This is a genomic window from Paraburkholderia sp. SIMBA_054, assembly GCF_046534875.1.
Taxonomy (GTDB): Bacteria; Pseudomonadota; Gammaproteobacteria; order Burkholderiales; family Burkholderiaceae; genus Paraburkholderia; species Paraburkholderia hospita.
Genome location: NZ_JAWRXV010000022.1, coordinates 11,830 through 32,283 on the forward strand (window position 1 = coordinate 11,830; position 20,454 = coordinate 32,283).

The 20,454-nt window shown below is 60.6% G+C and carries 16 protein-coding genes; 7 read left to right on the plus strand and 9 right to left on the minus strand.

Going from position 1 to position 20,454, the window contains the following annotated elements; translation table 11 throughout:
* Positions 1 to 81: 81 nt before the first annotated feature.
* Complete coding sequence (locus tag SB822_RS25515) at positions 82 to 1,242, plus strand: porin (protein ID WP_079503510.1); 1,161 nt, start codon at positions 82 to 84, stop codon at positions 1,240 to 1,242.
* A gap of 385 nt (positions 1,243 to 1,627) precedes the next feature.
* On the opposite strand, the gene SB822_RS25520 is transcribed toward SB822_RS25515, so the two are convergent.
* Positions 1,628 to 2,518 carry an NAD-dependent epimerase/dehydratase family protein gene (locus tag SB822_RS25520; protein WP_410855902.1) on the minus strand — a complete coding sequence of 297 codons (891 nt, stop codon included), beginning with the start codon at positions 2,516 to 2,518 and terminating at the stop codon, positions 1,628 to 1,630.
* Positions 2,519 to 2,962: 444 nt separating this feature from the next.
* On the opposite strand from SB822_RS25520, the gene SB822_RS25525 reads away from it, so the two are divergent.
* From SB822_RS25525 to SB822_RS25540, 4 genes are all read left to right on the plus strand, one after another.
* On the plus strand, positions 2,963 to 3,919 hold the full coding sequence (locus SB822_RS25525; protein WP_007584460.1) for an ABC transporter permease: 957 nt from the start codon (positions 2,963 to 2,965) through the stop codon (positions 3,917 to 3,919).
* Between the two features lie 87 nt (positions 3,920 to 4,006).
* A complete protein-coding gene (locus tag SB822_RS25530) occupies positions 4,007 to 4,981 on the plus strand; it encodes a sugar-binding protein (RefSeq protein ID WP_079503397.1) in 975 nt (324 codons plus the stop codon).
* An 85-nt stretch (positions 4,982 to 5,066) separates the two neighbouring features.
* Positions 5,067 to 6,569, plus strand: coding sequence for a sugar ABC transporter ATP-binding protein (locus tag SB822_RS25535; RefSeq protein ID WP_079491195.1), 1,503 nt, complete (start codon positions 5,067 to 5,069; stop codon positions 6,567 to 6,569).
* A 48-nt stretch (positions 6,570 to 6,617) separates the two neighbouring features.
* On the plus strand, positions 6,618 to 7,277 hold the full coding sequence (locus SB822_RS25540) for an aspartate/glutamate racemase family protein (protein WP_007738355.1): 660 nt from the start codon (positions 6,618 to 6,620) through the stop codon (positions 7,275 to 7,277).
* An 18-nt stretch (positions 7,278 to 7,295) separates the two neighbouring features.
* On the opposite strand, the gene SB822_RS25545 is transcribed toward SB822_RS25540, so the two are convergent.
* From SB822_RS25545 to SB822_RS25575, 7 genes are all read right to left on the minus strand, one after another.
* Positions 7,296 to 8,081 (minus strand): Crp/Fnr family transcriptional regulator, encoded by a 786-nt coding sequence (locus SB822_RS25545; RefSeq protein ID WP_007584464.1) that lies wholly within the window; start codon positions 8,079 to 8,081, stop codon positions 7,296 to 7,298.
* Between the two features lie 230 nt (positions 8,082 to 8,311).
* Positions 8,312 to 9,328, minus strand: a complete 1,017-nt coding sequence (locus SB822_RS25550; protein ID WP_410855903.1) for an alpha/beta fold hydrolase — start codon at positions 9,326 to 9,328, stop codon at positions 8,312 to 8,314.
* Positions 9,329 to 9,341: 13 nt separating this feature from the next.
* The gene (locus tag SB822_RS25555) at positions 9,342 to 11,045 is read right to left on the minus strand and encodes an amino acid ABC transporter permease/ATP-binding protein (RefSeq protein WP_410855904.1); all 1,704 of its coding nucleotides are present in this window, start codon (positions 11,043 to 11,045) and stop codon (positions 9,342 to 9,344) included.
* 59 nt (positions 11,046 to 11,104) lie between these two features.
* The gene (locus SB822_RS25560) at positions 11,105 to 11,962 is read right to left on the minus strand and encodes an ABC transporter substrate-binding protein (protein ID WP_114223961.1); all 858 of its coding nucleotides are present in this window, start codon (positions 11,960 to 11,962) and stop codon (positions 11,105 to 11,107) included.
* Positions 11,963 to 12,031: 69 nt separating this feature from the next.
* The gene (locus tag SB822_RS25565) at positions 12,032 to 12,934 is read right to left on the minus strand and encodes a polysaccharide deacetylase family protein (protein WP_086917145.1); all 903 of its coding nucleotides are present in this window, start codon (positions 12,932 to 12,934) and stop codon (positions 12,032 to 12,034) included.
* A 138-nt stretch (positions 12,935 to 13,072) separates the two neighbouring features.
* Positions 13,073 to 15,448, minus strand: a complete 2,376-nt coding sequence (locus SB822_RS25570; protein ID WP_410855905.1) for an acetamidase/formamidase family protein — start codon at positions 15,446 to 15,448, stop codon at positions 13,073 to 13,075.
* 137 nt (positions 15,449 to 15,585) lie between these two features.
* Complete coding sequence (locus SB822_RS25575) at positions 15,586 to 16,617, minus strand: acetamidase/formamidase family protein (protein WP_410855906.1); 1,032 nt, start codon at positions 16,615 to 16,617, stop codon at positions 15,586 to 15,588.
* A 389-nt stretch (positions 16,618 to 17,006) separates the two neighbouring features.
* Here SB822_RS25575 and SB822_RS25580 point away from each other — a divergent pair, with 389 nt between their 5' ends.
* Entirely contained in the window at positions 17,007 to 17,936 is a 930-nt protein-coding gene (locus tag SB822_RS25580; RefSeq protein ID WP_007584481.1) for an ABC transporter substrate-binding protein, read from the plus strand.
* Entirely contained in the window at positions 17,936 to 19,567 is a 1,632-nt protein-coding gene (locus SB822_RS25585) for an amino acid ABC transporter permease/ATP-binding protein (RefSeq protein ID WP_410855907.1), read from the plus strand. The genes SB822_RS25580 and SB822_RS25585 overlap by 1 nt, the downstream gene beginning before the upstream one ends.
* Before the next feature lie 116 nt (positions 19,568 to 19,683).
* On the opposite strand, the gene SB822_RS25590 is transcribed toward SB822_RS25585, so the two are convergent.
* Positions 19,684 to 20,451, minus strand: coding sequence for a glutamine amidotransferase (locus SB822_RS25590; RefSeq protein ID WP_410855908.1), 768 nt, complete (start codon positions 20,449 to 20,451; stop codon positions 19,684 to 19,686).
* Between the last annotated feature and the right edge of the window lie 3 nt (positions 20,452 to 20,454).

The window sequence follows — 20,454 nt, forward strand, 5'->3', positions numbered from 1 at the left end:
TCGCCGCAACGACTTTCTCATCCCGCGCTCTCGACCTATTTGAAAACGCAGCGCAACAACAATCAGACTGGAGACTATCCAATGAAATCGATCATCATGTGCGGCGTCGCCGCGTTCGGCATTCCAGCCGTGTGTGCCGCACAGAGTTCGGTCACGCTGTACGGCATTGTCGATACGACATTGAGCGTGACGAGCAATCAGGGCGGCAAGCAAAATGTGCAGATGCTGGACGGAGGCCCGGCGCTGAGCCGTTGGGGCCTGCAAGGCAGCGAAGATCTCGGCAGCGGGTTGAGGGCCATCTTCACGCTCGAAAACGGCTTTAATCCCAACAATGGCACGTTGTCGCAGAACAACCGGCTGTTCGGCCGCCAGGCGTTTGTGGGTCTGGCGAGCGACCGGTTCGGTACGCTTAAGGCGGGCCGCATGTACGACTCGATCACGAACTACGTCGGACCGTTCGGCAGCGCGCAATCGACGATCGGCTCAGTGACTGGCCACCCCGGCGACGTCGACGATCTGGTCGGTTCCTACCGGATCAACAACTCCGTGTCGTACACGACGCCGGACCTCGCCGGTTTCGCGGCCACCGTGATGGGCAGCCTCGGCGGCCAGCCAGGTTCGATCTCGACGAACAGCACCTACAGCGTCGGCGTACGGTACGCGCACGGCCCGTTCAAGGCCGCCGCCGCATACGGCAACTACAATCGTCCGAACACGACGATGTGGGACGGCACTCCGACCACGCTCGGCGTGCTACTGTTCTCGGCGCCGGTCTTCAGCGGCTATGCATCGGCCAATTCGTTGAAGATCACGGGTCTCGGCGCCGGTTATGACGTCGGCGATGCGGCTGTGAACGTGAACTACACCAACTACCGCTTCAATGGACTCGGTTCGGACGGCGGCCCGAACCCGATGCATTTCCGCGACGGCACCGCGGCGTTCAATACGGTCGAACTCAACGGCCGCTACTTTGTGTCGCCGGCATTGATGCTGGCGGGTGCATACCAGTTCACCAACGGTGCGGGCGTCGGTGGGCATGGCGCGCAGCACTATAGCCAGTTCAGCATGATTGTCGACTACTTCCTGTCGAAACGCTTCGACGTCTACGCGAGCGCCGCTTATGAGCTCGCGAACGGCACCAATTCGCTGGGAAAACCGGCAGTCGCGGCGATCAACACAGTCACGCCGTCCAGTTCAAATCGCCAGGCGCTGGTGCGGATCGGCATGCGCGAAAAATTTTAAAGCGCGTCTTTAACGGCCGGGCGATTCCGCCGGGCAACGCGCGACACACTATAGCGTCGACGCCCCGAGAATCCCTTCTCACAGCGACATCTCATACGCGCGGCGAAGAGCACGATTGGAATTCGCCGCGCAATTCACTATTCAATCCCAGTCCATAAGGAGTCTTGATTACCTCGGTATTTGGGTAGCGTCGCAACGCTTGGGCCACTTCGCTGCCGCATCACATCGCGACACAACCCGTTGCGGACCTCTGCGATAGACGTTTGCAACTGGCTCGATGCTCCGCAGCGTGGGCGTGCGCCGCAAAATTTCGCGGCGCGCGCGGCAGAAACAATCTAGCTGCGAAGCGGGTGAAGCAGCTGAGATAAGTGAATTGACGTGGCTCTTACTTCGCCTGATCGCGCCAGTAGTACTTCTGCTTCCAGCCGAGCAGGCGCTTGAGCTTCTCATTGCTCAGCAGCGTCTCGAACTCACCGAGCTGCTTCTTCACCGGCACTTCCGGATAGAACCGCTTCAAAAGTTCCGCGGTCGGCAGATCGGAAGATACGTCGTCGGCGGCGATATTCATCACCTCGAAGCCGAGGCCGTCTTTCTCTATACCAAGGCGCGCCGCTTCAGCGAGATCGCGGCCGTCAATATAACTCCATGCGATGCGCTTGCGCAGCGACGGGTCCTTATTCCACTGCGTGAACTTCGCATAGTCTTCCGGATCCAGCACGTTGCCGATCCGGAAGCAGTACAGGTCGGCGCCGGTGCGTGCATGAAACGCCTTCGCGGTCACCTCGTTGATGACCTTCGACGTCGCGTAACTATCCATTGGGTCGACCGGATACTGCTCGTCGAGCGGGAAGTACTGCGGATTGCGGTGCCGGTGAGCGAACACCACGCCATAAGTGGTTTCGCTCGATGCAACGATCACCTTGCGGATGCCAAGCTTCGACGCAGCATCCAGAATATTGTAGGTGCCCATCACGTTGATGCGGAACACCTCGTTGTCGGTGGTGACCATGATGCGCGGAATTGCCGCGAAATGGACGATCGCATCGATCGGCTTCGGCTCGAGGTCGGGCACGAATTCGGTCGGCGCGGTGCTCGCCGCGAGCGCGTTGAACACCTGGCCTGCATCGGTGATATCGGTGATCAGCGTGCGCGCGGTGCGCTTGGGCATCGGCACGCGGTCGAGGTTCAGGACTTCATAGCCGTGCTCGACCAGATTCTCGACTACCCATTTACCGGCGAGTCCGCTGCCGCCGGTCACAATCACTCGCTTCGTCATGCGGTTTGCTCCTTGAAAGAATGTCAGAGGGGCCGGATGTGTGTCGCGTGTCTAGCCGGCGGACCTTGCCGATAGCTTAATGAATTTGTGGGGCACGTTTCTGTGACGGACGTCATAGTCGGCATCGCCGTGCGGGTTCGATGCGCGATTTGCGGGTTGTCACAGCACTTTTCGGCGGTTCTTTCGCCTGTTCCTGTCTTGCAGCCAGATTGCACGCGCATTGCAGTCACAGGTCGATCGCACTGCAGCAATCACGGATCCCGGGACAACCCCAATAGGTTTGTATGACGCCCGTCACAGTTTTGCGGCGCGCTCTCAACCTATGATCGTCCACGATGTCGAGCGCTCACATTGTAGTGGGCCCGCTGCGATGTCCGTGCGCGACACCGAGGAGACCATCCGTTGAGAGCCCTTTCTTCGAAAACCGACGTGCCCGCTTTGCCGATGCCGCTCGCGCTGCTGCGCGCTTGCGTCAGGGTGCGCGAATTCAACATCTTCGCAGTGTTGATTCTGGTCGGCGCACTGATCAGTCTGTTCTCGCCATACTTCCTGACGACCAACAATCTGATGGGCGTGTTCCGCTCGTTTTCGCTGACGGCGATCATGGCAGTCGGGATGATGCTGGTGATCATTACCGGCGGCATCGATCTGTCGGTCGGCTCGGTGATGGGACTGTCGTCGCTGGTGACCGCGCTGTCGTTCCAGCACGGTCTCGGCGCGATGGTTGCCGTTGCGGCGGGACTCGCAACTGGCGTTGTAGTCGGCGCGTTCAATGGCTTTCTTGTCACGCGTGTCCAGTTACCGCCGTTTATCGCGACGCTCGGCACGCTGTCGATCGGTCGCGGCCTGATGTACATCATCACTAAAGGGGTCCCGCTCACGCCGGATGTCCCTGAGAGCTTTACGTTCCTCGGTCAAGGCTATCTCGGCTTTATCCCGTTCCCGGTCGTAGTGATGGCGGTGCTTGCGGTGTGTTTTTCGATCGTGATGCGGCGCACGCGCTTCGGCCGTCATGTGTATGCGACGGGCGGTAACGAAACTGCCGCCCGGCTGAGCGGCGTACGCACAGCGCGCGTGAAGTTCACCGTCTATGCGCTGTCTGGCGCGATAGCGGCGCTGGCAGGCGTGCTCGCGTTTTCGCGATTCGTTTCGGCCGAGCCGGCCGCGGGCTTCGGCGCGGAACTCGACGTGATCGCGGCCGCCGCGATCGGCGGCGCGAGCCTGTCGGGTGGTGTAGGCAGCGTCGAAGGCGCGATTATCGGCGCGGCGCTGGCCGGCATCATCACCAATGGCGTGGTGCTGCTCAATATCGACACCTATGCGCAGCAAACCATCACCGGCTGCGTGATCCTGATTGCGGTAAGCATCGATATCTGGCGGCTGCGCTCTAAAGGGCGCTAAGGCCGCAGGCGAGGTCTGGCGCATGCGCCAGGCTGTCTTGTGACTTTCTCAAATTCCTAAAAACCGACGCATTCTGGAGACGACATCATGCAACGAACCCTGACTCTCGCGGCCCGTACGCGCAGCCTGAGCGCATTGCTCGCGGTGTCGGCCGTAGCGGCACTCTGTGCGCTCCCGGCCGGTACCGCTCACGCGAAAGACGCGAAGGACATTTCCGTCGCGGTGATTCCGAAAGTCGCCGTGCCGTTCTTCGACGATTGCAATAACGGCGCGAAAACTGCTGCGGACAAGCTGTCGGTCAATTACCAATGGGTGGTGCCGCAGAACACCCAGGGTTCGACGCAGGTGCAGATCATCGAAGACCTGATTTCGAAGCACGTCGACGGTATTGCGATCTCGGTGAACGAGCCGAAGTCGGTCGAAAGCGTGATGAAGCGCGCGGAAAAGAGCGGTATCAAGGTGCTGACCTATGATTCGGATTCGCCTAATAGCGGCCGCTCGATGTATATCGGCACCAGCAACGAATCGGCTGGCGAGACGATGGCCGAGACGATGGGCAAGGCATTGAACGGTCAGGGCGATGTCGCGATCGTCACCGGGCAACTGGGCGCGGTGAATCTGAACGAGCGCATCGCTGGCATCAAGAAGGGCCTCGCCAAATATCCGGGTATCAAGGTCGTCGAAACGCAGGGCACTGACGACGATCTGGCGCGCGGCGTTTCCGTGGTGGAGACGACGCTGCGTGCGCATCCGCAATTGAAGGGCATCTTCGGTGTCAGCCAGGTCGGCGGGCCGGCGGTTGCAAAGGTGTTGAACACCAAAGAGTTCGGCGCGATGAAGGGGAAACTCGAAGTGATCGCGTTCGACGATCTGCCTGACACCGTGAAGGGCGTCCGCGATGGCTCGATCCAGGCGATCATGGTGCAGCGCCCCGTGACGATGGGCAAGCTGGCTGTCGAGCATCTGGTTTCGCAGATCCAGGGCAGCGAGAAGCAGGCGAACGATATCGACACCGGCGTGACCGTGGTGACAAAGAACAATCTCGGCAGCTATACCAAGTAACCGCACCAAGGAACTGCGCCAGGTAGCCGCGCGAGCCGAACACGCGGCAAGCACAACCCGCCATGCAACCAGCCAAGGACCGCCGATGACGCCGTTTCTCGAAGTGCGCGACATCTCGAAGACGTTTCCCGGTGTGCGCGCGTTGAACCGCGTAACGCTTGAGATCGCGCGCGGCGAAGTGCTGGCGCTGGCGGGTGAAAACGGCGCGGGCAAGAGCACGTTGATGAAGATTCTCACCGGCGTGCTCGAACCTGATGCCGGTGGCGAAATCCGCATCGAAGGCGAGCCGGTGACATTGCGCGACGGTAATCATGCGCGCGCGTTGGGCATCGGCATCATTTATCAGGAACTGTCGGTCGTCGAAAACCTGAGCATCGCCGAGAACATCTTTCTCGCGCGGGAGCCGCTGACGCGTTTCGGCATGATCGACCGTGCGCGGATGAACGACGCGGCGCGCACCCTGCTCGAAACGATCGGCATGCGCGTCGATCCGCGCGAACAGGTGAGCCGCCTGAGCGTCGGGCAGAAACAGATGGTCGAAATCGCGAAGGCGATCTCATGCGATTCGAAGATCATCATCATGGACGAGCCGACTGCGTCGTTGAGCCATCACGAAACGCGCATTCTGCTAGACCTGATCAAGCGGCTGCGGATGCAGAACATCGGCATTGTCTATATTTCGCATCGGCTCGAAGAGCTGTTCGAACTGGCTGACCGCGTAACGGTGCTGCGCGACGGCGCAACCGTCGGCAGTGCGCCGATGACGGAGGTTACCCGCGAGTGGCTGGTGCGCAAGATGGTCGATCGCGACCTGAACGAACTGTATGCGGTGTCCGCGTCGCATGCGACACGCGAGGTCGTGCTCGAAGTGCGCAATCTGGAGCTTCGCGCACACAACAGCGTGCCGGCGCGCATTCGCGACATCAGCTTCACTGTGCATCGCGGCGAGATTCTCGGTATTGCGGGGCTGGTCGGCTCGGGGCGCACCGAGATCATGGAGATGATCTTCGGGATGCGGCCGAAGAGCGGCGACGTGCTGATTGCCGGCAAACGCGTGGCGATCGACAGTCCGCACGATGCGATCGCCAACGGCATCGGCTTCGTCACCGAAGACCGCAAGGGGCAGGGCCTGGTAGCCGGCATGAGCGTGCGCGAGAATTTCAGCCTGACGCACCTCGAAACCTACTCGCCGTTTCAGTTCGTGCGGCGCATGGCCGAAGACGATCGCTGCCGCGAATTCGTACGCACGCTTGGCGTCAAAACGCCAACCATCGAACAGAAAGTGATCAACCTGAGCGGCGGCAATCAGCAGAAAGTTGTGCTCGCGAAGTGGGTTGCACGCAATCCGCGCGTGCTGATCGTCGACGAGCCGACCCGCGGTATCGATATCGGCGCGAAAGCGGAAGTGCATGCTCTGCTCGGGCGGCTTGCCGCGCAGGGCATTGCGATCATCGCGATCTCGTCGGACCTGCAGGAAGTGCTGGCGATCAGCGATCGCATTCTGGTGGTGCGCGAAGGTCGGCTGAACGGTACGTTCGAGCGCGCAGACGCAACCCAGGAGCGAGTAATGGCGGCGGCAACCGCATAAAGTCCCGCCGCAACGGTCTGTTTTATTCAACACGGAGCTTCAATCCAGATGGCCACGATAGTCGTAGTGCATACCGGTCCGGTGACGGTTCAGCCGCTCAAGGATCAATTCGCCGCGCAACTGCCGGATGTGCGGATGATCAATATTGTCGACGACAGCCTGCTGAACGACGTACGCAGCGCCGGACACCTGACGCCCGAAGTCACGGGCCGGCTGTACTCGTATATGTCGAACGCGCAGGCGATGGGCGCGGACTTTATCCTGAACGCGTGCTCGTCGGTCGGCGAAGCGGTCGATACGTTGCGCGGCATGATCCGTACGCCGATCATCAAGATCGACGAAACCATGGCGCAGGAAGCGAGCCGGCTCGGCACGCGGATCGGTGTGGTGGCCACCGTGAAAACCACACTTGAGCCGACCGTGCGGCTGATCCGCAAGAAAGCCGCCGAAGCGGGCCGCGAGATCAGTGTGGTCGAGCGCGTCGCCGAAGAAGCGTTCGCCGCGCTCCTGGCCGGCGACGCAGCGCGTCACGACGAAGTGCTCAAGCACACCATCGTCGCACTTGCCGACGAAGTGGACGTGGTGGTGCTCGCGCAGGTGTCGATGGCGCGGCTCGTGCCGTCGCTCGGCCAGACGCGCGTGCCGGTCCTGTCCAGCCCGCAAAGCGGCGTGGCGACGGTCAAGGCCGCGCTGTCAGACGCGCACTAAGCACGCACTAAGCACGCACTAAGCACGCACCACCGGCGCCTTGTACGCATGATGGGCCGGCTGCACGCTGCTGGCTACAGGCTGCGCGGTGCCCGCGGCGGCGAGCGCCGCTGGCATCCCCGGCAGAAATTGCGCGACGAACGCGGGTGTCAGCACGACCTTGCGTTCGTGTGTATCGACGAGGCCTTCGGCTTTCAGATCGCTGAAGTGGCGGTTCACCGATTCGCGCGACGTGCCGATAAATTCCGCCAACTTGTCCTGCGCGATCGACAGGTCTATCAGCACCGCGCCGCTCGCGCCGCCATGCACGAACGGTGCGCCGATCTGGTTGGCGAACATCGCGAGAATATTGACGAGGCGCTTGCGCACGTCGTGCAGCGACAGATTCTCGATCAGCTTTTGCGCTTCCTGCCAGCGCTGGTGATGACTGCGCAACACGAACTGGTTGATCACGTGGTAGCGCTTGAGCAGGTCTTTGAAGTCTGCCTTACGGATATAGCAAATGCGGCTTGCGGCGAGTGTCTCCGCATAGTGTGAGTAGCTCGCTTCGTTCAGCACGTCGCCGTCGCCGAAGATCATGCCGGCCTTGATAAATGACAGCGTGATTTCCTGGCCTTCCTCGGTGAGCCGATAGAGCCGCACGTGACCGACCTTCAGCAGGTACACGTACTCGCTTTGCTCCTCAGGGCGATAGATCAGTGCGTTCTTGCGCAGGCTGCGGTGATCGCTGAAGGCCGGCATCACCTCTTCGAGGCAGTTGCGTTCGATCAGCGCGAGAAGCTCGCTTTTTCCGACAAACCACATTGCTTGTCTCCTTGTGTCGTGCCGGCATTGCTGCAAAGGAAGAAACAAAGCAGCAACGCGCCGGCGCCTGATTGCCAGATATTCTAACCAGCATATTGTCGCGCCGCTGAGCTTTGCGCGTCGATGCGCACTGCGTGGCGTAAGCGATATGTCAGGCATGCCGTGGCACGATCTAAAGAGGGTTGCGTGAGCCGCGCTTTATCCGGCGAAACGCGAAAAGTGTCCGACCACTACATAGCCAGAATCTCCCTCACCGCACTATCGATGAACTTAACATCGACAGCATTGGCTGCAGGACCGCCCGCAAAATGTCCCCACACCGACTCGATGGGCCGCAACTGCGCATTAGGCATCTTCGAAACCTCATATTCACTATCTTCCGGCGGGAAATACAGATCCGTGCGCCCGGGCATCACAATGGCCTTTGCAGTGATACTGCCCAACGCCCGATCGAAATCTCCCTTGTAAAGTGAGTTCGCGGAAATATCGCCGTTCTGCCAGCTCCACATCATCGACAGAATATTGTTGGCGTCCTTCTTCAAGAAATCACCCTCCCAGAACTGAGTAATAAAGTCCTCGAGCGACCCATACCCCATCGCTTCCATGTCGAGCCGTTGACGCAGAAACGCCTGCGAGAATCCCCAGCCGGCAAACACACGGGCAGCAGCGCGCATTCCACGCGTCGGCGGTGCATCGTAGAAACCGTTCCTGAAATCTGGGTCCAACAGCAATGACGCCTTAAGCCCTTCGATAAACACAAAGTTGTGCCGCGAGCACCGAGCCGCCCCGCAAAACGGCAGAATGCGCTCGACCATCTCCGGATACATCGCGGCCCAATGGAATGCCTGCATCGCGCCCATTGACCAGCCGGTGACGAGCCTGAGAGACTCGATGCCAAACTTCTCGGTCACAAGGCGATACTGCATCGCGACGTTGTCGTATAGCGTCACATGCGGGAAGCGGCCACGATCATACGGCGGCGGATAGTTGCTCGGCGAACTCGATACGCCGTTGCCAAACATGTTCGGCACAATGATGAAATACTCCCGCGGATCGAGCCCCATGTGCTCGCCAATCAGCCACTCATTGTCGACATGGCTGCCGCTATAGAAGGTCGGATAGACAATCGCGTTGTCTCGCGCTGCATTTAGCCGGCCATAGGTCTTGTAGCTGAGCCGCATGTCAGGCAGCGTCGCACCGGATTGCAGCGCGACGCGGCCAAGATTGAAAGTTTCGAAGTCCGTCACTTGAGCCTCATATTTAATTGGCAACGACGTTAAGGAATTTTCGGGTGCGCTCTTCAGTCGGGTTGTCGATGACCTGCTGCGGCGTACCTTGCTCGATCACTTCGCCGCCATCCATGAAGACGACGCGGTCAGCGACATCGCGGGCAAAGCGGATTTCGTGCGTGACCACGATCATCGTCATGCCGGCATCGGCAAGCCCGCGCATCACGCCAAGCACGTCGCCGACCAGTTCTGGATCGAGCGCCGAAGTAGGTTCGTCGAAGAGCATCAACTTGGGCTTGATCGCGAGCGCACGTGCGATCGCCACGCGCTGCTGCTGTCCGCCCGATAACCGGTGCGGCAGAAAATCCGCGTGTTCGGCCAGGCCCACGCTTTTCAACAGCTCGCGCCCGAGCGCTTCCGCCTCCGCGCGCGGCACGTCATAGACCTGACGCTGTGCTTCAACGATATTGTCCAGCGAACTCAAATGACTAAACAGATTGAAATGCTGGAACACCATGCCCACGCGTGCTTCGGCGCGTGCGCGTGCGAGATTGTGCAGGGGCCGCACCGTGCCGCCGCCACCCGGCACTTCGCGATAGCCCACATACTGCGAATCGACCTTGATCGTTCCCCAGTCAAGCGGTTCGAGATGGTTGATGAGCTTGAGCAGCGTGCTTTTGCCGGAACCGCTCGGGCCGAGTATTACGACCACTTCGCCATGCGCGATTGACAGGTCGACGCCGCGCAAAATCTCGCGTTTGCCATATGATTTCCAGACGTTCTTGCACACGACAAACGGTTCATCGCACCGCCGTGACGTGCGGCTTTCGGCAGGCAGCAGGGTGCCGATCCATGCGTGATCGTTCGTCTCTGGCGCTTTGGCGGCGACGGGCAAAACAATCGGTGCGTCGAGAGGTTTCACATCACTTGTCGATGCGCGCAGTCCGAACCACGAGAACGTGAGCTTTCGGTCGCGCTCGTGATCGAAGACGCGTTCGAGCCACACCTGAAGCAATGAGATCCCGCTCGTCAGGATCAGGTAAATTACCGCCGCCGCGCCGAACACGGTAAAGAACTTGAAGTTCTGCCCGACGACCTGTTGCGAGCGAAACGTGAGCTCGTTGACGAAGATCACCGACGCGATCGACGTCAGCTTCAACATGCCGATGGTGTCGTTGGCGAGACCGGGGATCACCGCGCGCATCGATTGCGGCAGGATAATGCGGCGCAACGTCAGCAACGGTCCCATGCCGAGTGCGGCGGCCGCGGTCGATTGCGAACGGTTTACCGACAGGATCCCGGCACGAAACAGCTCAGCGCTGAACGCTGCTTCGTTCAAGGCGAAGCCGATAACCGCAGTCGTGACTTCATCGAAACGCAAACCGATCAGCGGCAACGCGTCGAAGATGAATACGAGTTGCAGCAGCTGCGGCGTGCCGCGCACGAACCAGATATAACTCCACGCCGCTGAGTCCAGGGCCTTGAACCGCGACAGCCGCATCAACGCAAGACCGAGCCCGAGCACCAGCCCGATCGACATCGCTATCAGCGTGATCTTCACCGCGATCCACGCGCCGCCGAGCAGGAACGGCGAGCCGACGTAACCTGCCAGCTCTTTGAAACCGTCGAGCATCTGAACGCTATCGAGACCGGCGGCCATCGCCGGCTGCAATACGAACATGGCCGCCATACCGAGGGCGCCGACGATCTTGTGTTTGATACGCAATGCCTTCATTTCCGAACCTGATCCATGACGCTGCCGGCACACGACGTGGTGTGCCGGGCAGGCAGCCTTTATTGAGTAAGTAGCGTGGTCGGCGTTTCCAGCGACGGATCTACGCCGTACTGCTGAAAGGTCTTCTTCTGGGTCTGATTGGCCTGCATGATCTTGAGTCCATCGGATACGGCGGCGATCATATCGGCGTTGCCTTTCTTCACGCCCACGCCGATCTTCATACCGCTCGTCACCATGAAGCCGCGCGTGTAGAGCTGTGGGTTCTGTTTCGCGAGTCCGTCGACGAGCGCCAGGTCGTACATCATGACGTCGGCGCGATGGCTTGCAACCAGGCGCGCGCCTGACGCGATATCGGCGGATGTCATGATGGTTACGTCGGGCTTGTTTTCCGCTTTGCATTTGGCGGCTTGCGCTTGCGCCATCGACAGTTCGACAGTGCCGATGCCTGCCGTGACCGTCAGGCCGCAAAGCCTGGAGATGTCATCGATCTTCTTGGGGTTGCCGGCTGCGACCAGACCGCCCGTACCGGCCTGCATATAGGTGACGAAGCTTGTCTCCTTTGCGCGCTCCGGCGTGTAGTACAACAAGTCCCACATCACATCGATCTGTCCGGCACGCAGTGCGGGCAGCAAGCCAGGCCAGCCGGCGGTAAAGAATTCGGTCTTCACGCCAGCGCAGGCGAACACGGCGCGGGCCATGTCGGCATCGGCGCCGATGATCTTGTTGAAATCCTTGCTGTCACGAAACGCGTACGGCGGCGACTCGGGGTCCACGCCGATCTTGATCGTCTTGCCTGCGAGCGAGGGGTATTTCTGCGCCACCTTGGACGGTTCGCACGATTGCGCCGACGCGCCTTGCGCGAGGAGGAGGCCGGTGACTGCACATAGCAGCAGCTTGATTGCCTTTGACATGAACATGGCGAATCCTATTCAGGTTGAACGTATAAATGCGAAAGAGGTGATACAGCGAAGCGAGGATGAAGTGATCTAACGGCCGAGGAAGTCCATGTGGCTTGCGATCGAACCCGGCGTAGTGATGCAGGCGAGGCCCTCGTCGCGCGCGCGCGCAATATGTTCGAGGGCCCGCCGCAAGTGACACAAACGATGTGGCTGACCCATCAGGTATGCATGCAATGCAATGCCCATCACCAGCGGCTGACGCGCGGATTGCCGCAGCATTTCGTCGAAGTGATCGATCACCATATCGGCGAACGACTTCGCATCCATCTGGCGTGCAAGGATCATCGGGATATCGTTAACTTCTTCCGGATACGGAATCGCCCACAGCGGCTGACCGTTGCGCGTGTGCAGGCGCGTGGGCTGATCGTCGTGACACCAGTTGAGCGTGTACTGATAGCCCGCTTCGGCTACCAGATCGCTGGTGACATGACTTTCCGAGAGCCACGGCGACAACCAGCCCGCTGGCTGTTGCGCGCTCTCCGCCGCAATCCGCTCCCGGCATGCAGTGATCAGCGCGCGTTCGTCGTCTTCGGTAAGCGTTCCTTGCCGTTCCGAATTCGTATGACCGTGCGCGACCAGTTCATCGCCGCGCTGAGCGAAAGCGGCGACCAGCTCCGGGCAGTGATCGTAGAGCGCCGTGTTGATGATGGCGGCGGTCGGCAGCGCGAGTTCATCGAAAAGATCGAGACAGCGCCATGCGCCCACACGCAATGCGTACTCTCGCCACGCGTGATTCAGCACATCGGGTTCGGGCATCACCGGACCGATAGTTGGCCCCAGTCCTGCGCCGAACGCAAAGTGCTCGATGTTGAAGCCGATATAGACCGCGAGCCGCGAACCGTCAGGCCAGCGATAAACAGGGCGACCGTTGATCGGTAAATATGGAAAGCGCCCGTGGCCGGGCAGCACGCGATGTGCGGGAGAATCCATGGTCCAAAGAGTCCTGTCGAGCGGCGCGTACGCCGGTGGTCACGTCAGAACCCATGTTAGGGATGCCAAAATAACCGCATCGAGCTTGTTGCGAACAAACTCTTGTCTGCACGCGCATCGAAGGTGACACGCGCTACTTCACGAGTTGAAAAGCGCCTTTCGGATGATCGCGTGAACACCCCAGTTGCCATCCACCACCTGTGTCACGCCGAAGTCGACCGCGACGGAGATCAGCGAGATCGCCTCATCTTCGGACAGGCCTTTGGTCGTCATCAGGAAGCGCCGCGTTTTGATGAACGCGTCGCGCATCGCGAGGTCGAGGGTCGATTTTTCATACACCGCGCTTTGCGCGTTCGTGCCAAACTCGGCGAGATAGTTTGGATAACTGAAGCCGTGAAGAACCCATTCGTCGGCGGTTTCGACCAGTGGGTAGGTGAGGTCTGCAAACGGCTGGTCGCTTAGCGTATCTTTCTTATGAAGCACCAGTTGGAAGTCACCAGTAAGAGAACACTCGATCGCAGTGCCGCACAGTTCCGAGTCTCCTTGCGATGCATGCGGGTCGCCAACGGAGAGCAGTGCGCCGGGTACCCCGATTGGCAGGAAGACGCTCGCGCCGCGCGTTACGCGCCAGTTGTCGAGATTGCCGCCGAAGGTGGACGGTGGAATCGAATCTATCAGACCGTCCTGCTGCGGTGCGACGGTGACCACGCCGAAGTGCGGGCGCACCGGGATTTTGACGTTCTTCAGGATGTCGTGATTCTCGACGACCGTCGAATGATCGACCGGCACGCCGGGATAATCGATCGTCGGATGCATCACGCCAAAGGGATCGCGTTGAGGTGTCCAGCGGAAGTTATAGACCGCACGAGCGTAGGCGGTTTCGCCGGCGGTGGCGGCGGCGTCGATTTCATAGATGGTGACGACCTCGCGCGGTTTCGGCTCGGTCAATAACTCGCGATAGTGAAAGCCCCACCACGCAGCGGCATTGCTGCCGAACGCGCGGCCGGCGAATTTCGGATTGGCACAACCACGCGGATGAATATCGACGATACGCACTTCCAGCACATCACCCGGTTCCGCGCCGCGCACGGCGATCGGACCTGTACAGATATGCACGCCGATGCCTTCTCCCGCACCACGTCCGTAGATGGACGCGTCCATGGGTCCTGCGCCGCGGCGGTTGACGTTCTTGCGTCCAGCAGTCCAATGGAACACACTTTCGGCGCCTGGATCGCCTTGCACCATGCGCTCCCAGTCGTCCGCCGCGTGTTGCGTGAGCGTTTCGATGGTTACCGTGTCGCCACTGTTCACTTCGAGCACGGGCTTAAGATCGTGACTGAAGTATCCCCAGTGGATCGTGTTGGCCGTTGCACGCAGCAGATGATGACGCGGCTTGCCGGACTCCCGCTGTGCTGGTGCCGCAGGCGCTTCAAGCTGCTCGGCAGAGTCGGCCTCATCTGCAAGTTCATGAGCCGCACCCTGCTCGGCAAGTTGTGCATGTACGATCAAACTCCCGGCATTGACAGGCAAGCCGCGCGAGATTCGCCGCACCAGATGGCGCGCTAGTTCGAGACCCGCTTCATGTCGAAAGGTGCGCGGCGACGCGCCATATTGCTCGCGGAACACCCGGCTGAAATACGCGGGATCGTTGAAACCCCAGCGGAAACAGACATCGGCAATCGAAACCTTTTCATACAGCGGATTCACCAACTCCGCACGGCAGCGTTCCAGCCTGCGCGAGCGCAAGTAGATCGAGAAATTCTGTCCAACCGCTTCGAACAGTTTCTGCAGATAGCGCGGCGAGACGCGCTCTTCTTTGGCTATCGATGTCAGCCCGAGATCGGGGTCGGCGAGATTGCCCTCGATGGTCCGACACACTCGCGAGAAGATCGCGGCCTGAGACGGCGTGAGTCCGCTGAAACTGCCTTCCTTGTCGTGAGCGGCGAGACTCGCGACCAGGAATTCCGCGAGCGCGAGTTCGAGGGGGCGCAACTCGTCGAGCGTGAGCGTCTCCACGCTTTCAGCAATCGAGCGCAGAAAGCCGGAGAACACGTGACCGATGCCGGCCTCGCCTGGCAAACGCCCGGCACGCAGCGAGAACGGCGTAAGAAGGCGTGCATTGATGGCGGAGCGGGGCACGCGGATTGCGAACGCGCGGAAGTCGGATGTGAACGCCAGGTGCGCTTCCTCGCGCGACGACGCATAAATAATATCGCCGGTTGCAACCCGCGCACGCACGCCGTCGGCGACGAGCGTCACGCCGCCGTCGAGATGCAGTACGATCACGAGACTGTCGGCGCCGTCGACCTTGAACTCGACGGTTTGCGCGAATCCGGCCAGCGCGATCAGCTCAAAGCCGCTTGTCGACCTGCGCGACGTAATGGTTCCATGCAACGGGCGCCCGGCAGCGAGAGGCGTGCCGCAGCGCAAGCCAAGCCGGTCGAGCGCCTCGCTCCAGGCGCGCAGGCGATCTACCTCGGCATACGACTCGGTGGTGAAACGCAGTAAGTCCAACCCAGGCTCCCGGACCCTGACGAACGTCAGTCGAGTGATTCAAAGGCAATGTCCGTGCCATTGATAATGACGCCGCTAGCGCCGCAGCGCGCGGTAACGGTGCGTGGATGCACCGTTACCGCGCGCGCACGCACTACTCACACGCGAGGCTTTTTCTTAGGAGGAAAAATGCTGCGGGGGATCTTGCAGTGAATGCCCTGACGGCCATCGACGACCTGGGTCACGGAGAAATCCGCGGCGACGCTCATCAGCGAATACGCGTCGTCACGCGAGAGGCCTTGCTGCTCGGTGAGCAACAACAACATATCGCGTGAAGCGTTTTTCGTCGCGATGTTGAGATCTTCATCGAAGCCATGAACGATCCAGAAGTCCGGCGTTTCTAGCAGCGGCGAGGGAAATGCGAAGTCGCGCCGCAGCACGATCTGGAACATGACATTGAGCGATGCCTCGATCGCGGTGCCGCTGATCTCGCCATCGCCTTGCGATACATGCGGGTCGCCAATCGAGAACAACCCGCCGTCCACGGCGACCGGGTAATACATGGTTGAACCCGCGCCGATGCGCCAGTTATCGATATTGCCGCCATGCGCGCCCGGCGGCACGGTGCTCACACGGCCCGCCACATCGGGCGCGACGCCTGCTGTGCCCAGATGAGGGCGCACGGGCACGCGAACGCCATCGAGCGCGAGTTCGCGGCAGCAGTCGCGAATGTCCGAACGCTTGCCCGGCACGAGATATTTACCGGGATAGTCATACGCATAGAGCGCGTGAGCCGTGTTTGACGCCTGATCGAGTTCATAGATCGTGACGCGCTCTTTCTCGAAATCGGTGAACAGATGGCCCCAGTGCGCCGCGAGATTCGAGCCATAGTTGAAGCGCGGGGTCATTTGCAGATAGCGCACTTCGAGCAGATCGCCGGGCCTGGCGTCGTTCACGAAGATCGGGCCCGTCATCAGATGCACGCCGGGCGCGCGATCGGACTCGGGAATCGTGTCGTAGAGCGCACGCACCTTGTCATCCATCATGAGGTCGGGCGCGTCGCCTGCATGATGCGTGATCGCTTCGGCGCGAATAAAGTCGCCGCTCTCGACAATCAACGCGGGCGCTAGCGCCGCATCGAAATATCCCCAATGAACATTTTTCTGAATGGCAGGCAAGTCGTAAAGCATGCTTTCTAAAGCTCCGTAAGAGTGTCCAATTGATCGACGCGACTGATGACCGATCGTACGGGCGACAGAATAGACAGACTTGGTTGACTGCGTACAAAAGCTTGTGTGTGGACGAATCCGTTTCCGTGTCACTCAGCTTACGAGGGTCTTGTCATGTCCAAGCCGAAACGCATCCGGTCAATTTCCGGATGCCCCACGCCCTGGTTCTAATAATGCCGCGCGATCCGCCATCGCCCCGGTAGTCAGAATTCCCCTTCATCCCCGTACAAGGATTTGTGCGCACCGGGACAAGTCCGCGAAATTTCCTCCACCTACGCTTGCGCTGATGCGATGCAACAAGGCTTACATGGGGTAGGCCATTGACATCTGCCGCTGAGGGAGTCTTCCGGATGCATACCAATCTCATCGAACACGGACATAGCTTGCTCGACAAAGGTGTTGCCTTTCGTCGCTGGCATGAGTTCGTCATCGGCGCCGTCTGTTTGCTGGCACTGTTGATATCGGGCCACGCAAAGGCTGCCGCACCGGCTACGCCCACCGAGTGCAAGGCGCTTCAAGCCAGGTATCCGCAATTCAAGGGAAAGTCACTTGTCAACGCGATCAATCCGCACACACCTGGTTATGAAGCGCTGGATCCGAGCGACCCGAGCAAATACATCGGCTTCGATATCGACCTCGGCGAGACGATCGGCAACTGCCTCGGCTTCACGATGACGTACAAGCCGGTGACGTTCGCCGCGCTATTGACGACGCTGCAAAGCGGTCAGGCTGACATCGTGATCTCCGACATCTATGCGACTGAAGAGCGCGCGAAGGCGGCGGACTTTATCACCTACTCGAAGGTGTTCGACGGCGTCCTCGTCGCAAAGGGTAATCCGAAGAAGATCACGGGCATCAACCCGACCATGTGCGGTACCACTGCAGCGGAAAATACCGGCTATGTCGAAGTGCCTCTGATCCAGAATCTCGCACCGGCCTGCAAGGCGGCCAACAGGCAGGAGGCCGCGATACAACTGTACGACAACAACGCGAACTGCATTCAGGCGATCCTGTCGGGTCGCGCCGATACGTACATCAACGACGTGAACACGGTGGACCAGGCGGTGAAGGCGTATCCGGACAAACTCGAGAAGGCGAGCGCGGTGACGCTGCCGTACTCGGTCGGCATCGGCGTACCGAAGGACAAGCCTGAATTTCGCGCGGCCGTGATGGCGGCGCTCGTCGCGATCCAGAAGGCGGGCATCGAGGCTGAGCTGCTGAAGAAGTGGTCGCTTGGCGCTGAAAATCTCGAAACACCCAAACTGATCGTGTCGAACTGATGGAACTGTTTCTGCATTATCTCGGCATGCCGTATCTGCTGCGCGGCATCGGCTTCACGATCGCGGTGACGGCCCTCGGGCTCGCGGGCGGTGTCGTCGTAGGGCTGGTGCTCGTGGCGATGCAACTAAGCAGGGTCGGCCCGTTAGCGGCGCTCGCGCGCAGCTACACGGTGATCTTCCGCGGTACTCCGCTCATCTTGCAACTCGTGTTCGCGTATGACGCGTTGCCACATATCGGGCTGAAGCTGAGTGCAATAGGCGCCGCCGGTCTCGCGCTCGCAGCAAACGAGGGACCGTTCATCGCCGAGATCCTGCGGGCTGGCGTGCTCGGCGTCGAACGCGGCCAACTGCTCGCAGGACAGGCGCTTGGCATGACGCCGTCCGTCCTGATGCGCCGCGTGATCGCACCGCAGGCAATCCGCGCAATCGTGCCGGCGCTTGGCAACGAATCGGTCAGCGCGTTGAAGAACTCATCGCTGGCCTCGGTGATCGCCGTCGATGAGCTGACGTTGCGCAGCACGCAGCTCGCGTCATCGACGTTCGACTTCTTCTCGATCTTCTTCGCATCCGGGCTGATGTACCTGATTTTGACAGGGGCGGTCGCCGTGATCCAGTTGATCGCGGAAGCCGCGCTCGATCTCGATCGTCCCGCGTCCGGGGGTTTCGCGCGGTTGTTGCCGTGGCGCCGTGCCGCCGTGACGGAGGAGGCAGCGCCAGGCGCGCGAGCGGCGCATCGGCCCGAGCCGTTCACTGCCGACCCGCTTCGCGAGAGCGATCCGCCCACACGCAGACCGGCGTACAGCCGGGCAGATCATGCAAAGCGCTACGCGGAACTTGCCCGGCAGGGCGCAGCGGTGAAGGTGAGCGCCCTGCGCAAACAGTACGGCAAGCAGCCAGTGCTTGATGGATTCGACCTGACTGTTCGCTTCGGTGAAGTCGTCGTGGTGCTCGGGCCGAGCGGCTCAGGCAAGAGCACGCTGCTCCGTTGCATCAACCACCTCGAACACTGGGACGCGGGCGAAATTCGCATTGACGGAAGGCGCGTTGGCTTTCGCGCCGACGGCCGGCCAATGACGCAGCACGACATCGCGAACGAGCGCGCGAGCATCGGCGTCGGCATGGTGTTTCAGCAGTTCAATCTGTTCAGTCACCTGAGCGCGTGCGAGAACATCGCGGGGCCTTTGCGGTGGGTGCATGGCATGGGGCCCGCCGACGCGGAGCGCCGCGCACATGAGCTGCTTGAACGCGTCGGCCTCGGTCATCGCGCCCACGCATTGCCGCGCCATCTTTCTGGCGGGCAGCAACAGCGTGTTGCGATCGCACGTGCGCTGGCTCCCAATCCCCGTGTACTGCTGCTCGATGAACCGACGTCCGCCCTCGACCCGGAACTCGTCGGCGAGGTGTTAGACGTGATCCAGCGGCTCGCGATCGAAGACGGCCTGACCATGATCATCTCCACCCATCAATTGCGTTTCGCCGATCAGGTTGCCGATCGCGTCGTCTTTTTGAGCGGCGGCATGGTCGTCGAAGAGGGACCTGCGCACGATGTGCTCACGCATCCGAGGCATCCTTTGACGAGTCGATTTCTGAGCGTGATGGGCGCCGACAGCGGGTTCGAAGTCGCCTCATGAGCGGTAGCGTGCGCTCGCTCGCCCGCCGCGACGGTGACGTTGTGTTGTGTAGCGTTTCGTCGCAAGCATGAACCGTGGTCAGTCAATGGCGCGCAACGCGGTACCGGTTGCGCAAGTTATCGGCTGGCCGGTTGCGTCAACCAGTTCAGGCAATTGCGCCATAGCCGCTCGTAGCCCGGCCATGCCGAAAACTCGGGCGGGAGCCAGTGCACAGACATGTCGCTAGTCCATGCGAGCGTGCGGCCCGCGCCGAAGTGTCCGGCGACAAGCAGCGGATGCCCGGTGCCGGGTACTGTCGCGATCAGTTGCGCATCGGGCTTCAATTCGACTTCGTTATAGCCGAGCAGATGAGGCCAGTCTGTGCCCAGACCTTCGACTACCGGATGCGCGGCGGCCACATGCGGCGTGAAACCTTCAGGCACCTCCACGCGATCGTCGTATGGCTGGCAGCGCACCGGCAGCACTTCTTCCACGGGCGTATTGCGAAAGCGGGCGCTACCGTTGATGCCCTGAAAACTCAGATACCCGCCGATCATCATCAGCCCGCCGCCGCCGCCGCCGCTGACGTAATCGCGCAAGAGCTTGAGCCGGTTCGGCGTGCGTACGCTTCTGATCCAGGTGTCGGGGTGCAGCAGCAAGGTATTTGCACCGATGTCGGAAAGGATGATCGCGTCCCACGCGTTGAGGTCGATTAGCGTCGCAGGAAAGTGCGTTTGCGCTTCGTGGCTCGGCATATGGGTGACCGCATAATCGCCATGCTCGAACAGTTTCAGAAACGCATCCGCGCCGCTGTGATGCGTGATCGACGCAAATTGGTCGAAGCCCTTGGCATGGGTGGCGGTGGAGGTCCACGATTCGCCGGCGAGCAGCACTTTCTTCTTCATGTG